The following is a 3689-nucleotide window of genomic DNA, read 5'->3' on the forward strand; positions in this document are numbered from 1 at the left end:
AAAGAAAGTTTTGGAAAAAGCATCAAATATTTTGACACATCTCTTATCGCTTTTATCTTATCTATTGTAACCGTTCCACCTTTATGGTATATATCACAAGGAAACTCTCTTTGGGTTTTCACATGTACTGTACTTTGGTGGGTAGGTGTCTTTACTATTTTTCACCCAAGTATAAGATTTCTCTTTCCATTTCTATTAACAAAAATTGGTTCATTTGCCTTGACCTTTATTTTAGCTATTATTACTATTGTATTAAACTCTTCTATTATTGCTATACTTCTACCTATAGAAGATATAGAGATGATTATGAATAATACATTTTTTAGTACATCTATAGGCACAATAGCTCTATTTACTTGGTTCTATATCATTGTAGCTGAGGCTACTGTTTCAAATATCAACCTAAATCTAAACTATATACTCTATAGACAAAAAAAGCTACTTCGTCAGATATTTTCCCTTTCAGAGTATCATATAGAGGCTTTTTTCCTATTTATTCTACCTGTTGCACTTCTATTTTGGACTGATATTACCTATAGCTTTAGAATTCTGCTAGGTCTAATCTCCATAGGAGTTGGAACTAGTCTGTTTATATCAAAAATAGAAATAGATAGGATAGAACAAAAAATTCTACTCTCAACTCTATCTGTTGTAGCTATATTAATAATAAATGGTGCTGTTATAAATCTTTTTGGTATAGATAGAGTTCCTGCAAGAGATACGATTCAAACAAAAAATATAACAGACCAATCATTTCTCTTAAGTAATAATGAGCAAAACAACAATATAACAGTTTATCAGATAGTAGTATCTATACCCCAAATAGCTCTGCATCTAGGTCACAAAGTAGCAACTATCCCAAATAGAGAGATAACCGTAGAGACAACAAAAAGTCAATATACCATACACGACCAATATAATGATAAGATTCTGCTAACTTTAGATAGATAAGATATAATTCTCAAAAAGAGTTAACTTGACCAATTTTAAAGACCTTAATCTACCTGATGATCTGTTGGAAAACATAAAATCATTAGGCTATGAACAGATGACCCCAATCCAACAAGCTTCTATCCCTCATATTTTAGAGGGAAAAGATATAATAGGAAAAGCCAAAACAGGTTCGGGGAAAACCTTAGCCTTCGCCCTACCCCTTATCAATAAAATCAAAGCAAAAGAGCAAAATCCACAAGCACTTATCATAGTACCAACACGAGAACTAAGTGAACAGATAGCACAGGAGCTAAAAAAAGTAGCACGGTACAAAGCAGGAGTAAAAGTGATAACGCTCTATGGAGGAACCTCCCTAACCAATCAGGTTGCATCTTTGGAAAAAGGAGCAGATATATTGGTGGGAACCCCAGGGCGACTACTTGACCACTTCTCACGAGAGACCATAGAGCTATCAGAAATAAAAACACTTATACTTGATGAAGCGGACAGAATGTTGGATATGGGATTTGCTGATGATATACTCAAAATAGTCTCAAATCTACCAAAAAAACGGCAAAACCTCCTCTTCTCTGCGACATATCCTGACAATATCAGCAAACTAACCTCTGTAATACTCAACAATCCTATTAATATAGAGATTGAGTCCCAAGAGCAACATATCTCTATTGAGGAGAGAGCATTTAAAGTAGAAGAGAGAGATAAAGCACTCATCAAAACTTTGCAATCTTTTCAACCCTCTTTGGCTCTAATCTTCTGTAATACAAAAGTCAAAACCAATGAGATTGCTGATATGCTACAGGAGAGAGGATTTGATACAGCAGTTTTAAATGGTGACCTAGAGCAGTATGAACGACAGGAGATGCTACTACAGTTTGCCAATGGCTCACTACCTATTATGGTTGCAACTGATTTGGCAGCTCGTGGACTGGATATAGAGGGGATAGATATTATTATCAACTATGACATTCCGATGAAACCCCAAGAGTACATCCACCGTATAGGACGAACAGGAAGAGCAGATGCAAAAGGTCTTGCTGTCACTCTTTGTGATAATTACGCTATCAGAAAACTAGAAGAGGTTAGACCATCTCTAAAAGTGGAAGATATAAGTTCACTACGACCAAACAAAAACTTTTATCTCCAAGGAGTAGTGGGAACACTATGTATTGATGGAGGAAAGAAGAAAAAAGTAAGAGCTGGAGATATACTTGGAACGCTTTGTAAAGATATAGGAATAGAGCCAAAACATATAGGAAAGATAAATGTATATGACCGTAACTCTTATGTGGCTATAGATAAGTCTGTGATTAAAAAGGCGTTTAATGGTTTGAAGAATGGAAAGATAAAAAAGAGAAAATTTAGGGTTTGGTGGTTGGATTAAACCACTTCTCTATCCATTCCCTCAGATAGTTGAGTCATAATCTCATAAGATATAGTCCCAATCTGCCTACCTGCAAAGAGGGCATTACCCACTATACAAACCTCATCTTTGCTACTCTCCAAAGAGATATAATCCATAGATACACGCCCCAGTATAGACAGACCCTCAGCCGTAACAAATGGCTTCATGGTAGAACTCCTCATCCAACCATCACCATAACCCAAGTCATAAGTGGAGACAATCATCTCTCTAGGGGCGATGAATGTACCACCATACCCAACTCTCTCACCCTTTTTCAAAACTCTAGTAGATATTTTTCTAGCCCAAAGGGAGAGAACAGGTTTTAGATTTAAACTATCATAAATTTTTGGTAGTTCACTATAACCATAAGCCCCAATCCCCAAACGAATCATATCCTCATCTGAACATCCCAAACGCAAAGAGGTAGCCGAATTATACGAGTGAAATCGAATATCTTTAAAACCAAACTCCCCTACTCTATCTCTCACATCTTCAAAACTTTTCTGTTGCCAAAAAAGCTCACTACTCAACTCATCTGCTGAACGGTTATGGGTCATAATCCCTTTTAGATTCAAGTCTCTATCTCGAATCAAGGTTAAAGCCTCCTCTAACTGACTCATAGAGATACCATTTCGATGCATTCCTGTATCCACTTTTAGCTCTACGGTCGAACCTTTTTGGGCTATCTTAATATCATCTAAACTATTTAGCGTAAAAGAGCATTTGTCATCTATAATTGCCTTGTCTCCAAGAACTAATATCTGTTCAAAATATTTTTTTATCTCTTTAGCCTCATCATAAGTTCGAACCACTGCTTGGGTCAAGCCAAACTCGGATGATAGTTTTGCCATAAGCTCCAATCCATGACCATAAGCATTATCTTTTAGAACTATACCTATGCTCTCTTTTGAACCTGTTTTAGATAGAAATTGACTAAGATTATGAAAAAAATTTTGTCTCTCTATTTTTATATATGCCATCTTGAATTCTATAACTACTCTTCTAAATTTGTGACATACCTAAACCATTTTAGATAGTCATTTTTATCTTTTCTAAACCCAACAATATCTCTAATGGTCTCTCCACTCTTTGGGTCGATGATAAAGACGCTTGGCACACCTTGTATATTCATTGAACTTGGGTAGTAGCTACTATCTCTATCCAACTCTACAGCGATATACTTCTTTGCTAGATTCTCTTTTATCTCTCTCTCATTCAGTGTTGTTCGTTTCAGTCTTTTGCACCATCCACAACCTTTTGTAGTGATGAGTATAAAGAGATATTTGCCATCTACTTTTGCCTCTTTTTCTGCTATTTTATAATCATTTTGATA

The 3689-nt window shown here is 35.7% G+C and carries 4 protein-coding genes; 2 read left to right on the forward strand and 2 right to left on the reverse strand.

What is annotated here, in order from left to right:
* The coding region (locus GSY74_RS05345; RefSeq protein ID WP_164664073.1) for a hypothetical protein at positions 1 to 951 on the forward strand (951 nt) is incomplete at its 5' end.
* A gap of 25 nt (positions 952 to 976) precedes the next feature.
* Entirely contained in the window at positions 977 to 2335 is a 1359-nt protein-coding gene (gene dbpA / locus GSY74_RS05350; protein WP_223157470.1) for an ATP-dependent RNA helicase DbpA, read from the forward strand.
* Here dbpA and GSY74_RS05355 read toward each other — a convergent pair.
* Positions 2332 to 3336 (reverse strand): alanine racemase, encoded by a 1005-nt coding sequence (locus tag GSY74_RS05355; RefSeq protein WP_164664074.1) that lies wholly within the window; start codon positions 3334 to 3336, stop codon positions 2332 to 2334. The two genes, dbpA and GSY74_RS05355, sit on opposite strands and share 4 nt — an antisense overlap.
* Before the next feature lie 14 nt (positions 3337 to 3350).
* Positions 3351 to 3689: thioredoxin family protein (locus tag GSY74_RS05360; protein ID WP_164664075.1), on the reverse strand; the 339-nt coding region annotated here is incomplete at its 5' end.

The organism is Sulfurovum sp. bin170 (assembly GCF_010892395.1).
Classification (GTDB): Bacteria; Campylobacterota; Campylobacteria; order Campylobacterales; family Sulfurovaceae; genus UBA1140.